Here is a 2,426-nt window from a genome sequence, read left to right as displayed (position 1 = left end):
CGTTTAGTGCCTCTAAAGCATGCTTTTGTGTTAGTATATTGAGGCTATAAGGCATACAAACTGTTTGCAGTAAATTTATAATAGATTCGGATGCAAAGGTCATGCCCAAGCGTATGGCGGCAGAAGCCCATGCATGACTCATGGTTTGAAGGATGATGAGATTAGGATTCTGGTGGATAATTCTTAGAAATGAGGGGTGGTTTGCAAAGTCTATATAGGCTTCATCGATGATAACAATACCTTCGAAGGAGTGAAGTACTTGTTCGATAACTTCAGGATTAATGATGTTTCCAGAAGGAGTATTGGGTGAACATATAAAAATCAACTTCGTATTTTCTTCACAGGCATTGAGTAACTCGTCTGCTGTAGTTTGGAATTCACTATTGAGCGTTATGGATTTATAGTCTACACCATTTATTTCTGCACAATATGTATATATGTCATACGAAGGAGACAAGGTCACAATATGGTCAATGTGAGGTTCGCAAAAGGTTCTGATTATCCTGTCAATAGCCTCATTTGAGCCATTGCTTAGGATGATATTATCTTTAGAAATGCCTTTTATGTCAGCCACTTTTTGTCTCAATTCTTCTTGATAAGAATCTGGATAGGTGTTGAATGGCTTGTTATATGGATTCTCATTCTTGTCTAACGCAATGATTTCCTTGTGTTGGCATGGGGCTTTTTCAGTGTTTCTTTTTAACGATAACGCCCATATATTTTGCCGGCATAAAGTTTTCAGTTCTCTCATAGGATTGTTTTCTTATGAAGATGCCTCTGAAGAAAAATATTATCTGGATAGTATAAACTTCCAAAGGCGTATGAATAATATATTTTAATGATGCTATTTGCTTTGCAAAAATATGGATTTAAATGGATATTTCCAAATTATGTTGTAATTTTGTGGCCACAAGAAGAAACTCCTCTGTTTGTTGAGAATATAATAATGCTTATGCACCGTTTATATATTGCATGTCTTATGGGATTGCTGACACTTGGTTTGTTAGCATCATGTAAGGGGAAAAAGGAAAAGATGCTTACGCCCTGGGGCGAAGAGGTGGGTGGAGATGATTCTGTAAGTACACAGAAGGCATTTACTCTTTCTGATATACAGAACAATGGAGAACTAATTATGCTCACGATGTCGGGTCCTGAAACCTATTATGATTATCATGGTAGAGGTATGGGGTTACAATATCTTCTGGCTGAGAAGTTTGCACAAAGTTTAGGTGTTTCTCTTCGTGTTGAAGTGTGTAGAGACACGTTGGAGATGGTAAGGAAGTTGAAGTCGGGCGATGGAGATTTGGTTGCCTTTCCTTTACCTCAAACCTATAAAGGCATAAGATATTGTGGAGTGAAGATTGATTCCCTTCATGCACAATGGGCAGTTCAAGAGAATAATGTGGAGTTAGCCGACTCTTTGAACCATTGGTATCGTCCATCAATGATAGTTTCGTTGAAGAAAGAGGAGAATTTCCTTTTGTCGGCACGTAGTGTGACACGCCATGTCTACTCACCCATGTTGAATAGAGCGCGTGGTCAGATTTCTCAATGGGATTCTTATTTCCAGCAATATGCACCTATGGCAGGATGGGATTGGCGCCTGATGGCCGCACAATGCTATCAGGAATCGACGTTCGACCCTCGCGCACATTCATGGGCAGGGGCTTGTGGACTGATGCAAATCATGCCGAGAACGGCAGACCATCTGGGAATAGCTCGGGAGGATATTTATGACCCAGAACTTAATATAGCAGCAGCAGCTAAGTATATTCGACAATTGTCGGGACACTTTGCAGACGTGCCCAACCCTGCTGAACGGAGTTGTTATGTGCTTGCTGGCTATAATGGAGGTTCTTTTCATATACGTGATGCCATGGCTTTAGCACGTAAATATGGGCGTAATCCTTATTCCTGGAATGAGGTTCAAGAGTTTGTTTTGCGTTTGAGCACACCCGCATATTACAATGATCCTGTGGTGAAGCACGGATATATGCGTGGGCAAGAGACGGTCAACTATGTCAATCGGATACTGGACCGTTGGGCACAATATCGTGGTGTGGTAAGGTCTAAGGATAATGGTTTTCCTTCAGACCATTTCAAAGGGTTTGGCGGAGGTTTTGACAATATGTCTCCCTCACGTGCAAAGCATCACAATAGGTTTAAGATTTGAGCGTGCATGCTCGATGATTCTTTTAAGTTTTATAAGGAAGGATTAGAGAATAAAAAAGATATCCGGCAAGCCCTGTATTAGGACTTGCCGGATGGTTATTTGGAACGGGATATTTGTTTATGTATTGTTGCTGTCCAGTAAGCATTATTGTCATATAAAAGTTGAAGCCTGAATTCCATGCTTCCGCGCGACGCTTTAGAGCTAAAAAACTCTTTTTCATGCTTCCGCGCAACGCTTTAGGGCTAAAAATCTC

3 protein-coding genes are annotated in these 2,426 nt (G+C 40.7%); 1 reads left to right on the top strand and 2 read right to left on the bottom strand.

Translation table 11 applies throughout. From position 1 onward, the window contains the following. Positions 1-751: aminotransferase class I/II-fold pyridoxal phosphate-dependent enzyme (locus tag HMPREF9420_RS02355; RefSeq protein WP_007133802.1), on the bottom strand; the 751-nt coding region annotated here is incomplete at its 3' end. A gap of 201 nt (positions 752-952) precedes the next feature. Between HMPREF9420_RS02355 and HMPREF9420_RS02350 the strand changes: the two genes are divergently transcribed. After that, on the top strand, positions 953-2,173 hold the full coding sequence (locus HMPREF9420_RS02350) for an MltF family protein (RefSeq protein ID WP_044079034.1): 1,221 nt from the start codon (positions 953-955) through the stop codon (positions 2,171-2,173). A gap of 22 nt (positions 2,174-2,195) precedes the next feature. Here HMPREF9420_RS02350 and HMPREF9420_RS14380 read toward each other — a convergent pair. Then, positions 2,196-2,426, bottom strand: a 231-nt coding sequence (locus tag HMPREF9420_RS14380) for a hypothetical protein (protein WP_007133800.1), incomplete at its 5' end; no start/stop codon positions are given.

Source organism: Segatella salivae DSM 15606, assembly GCF_000185845.1.
Lineage (GTDB): Bacteria > Bacteroidota > Bacteroidia > Bacteroidales > Bacteroidaceae > Prevotella > Prevotella salivae.
This window is presented reverse-complemented; position numbering and strand designations above follow the sequence as displayed.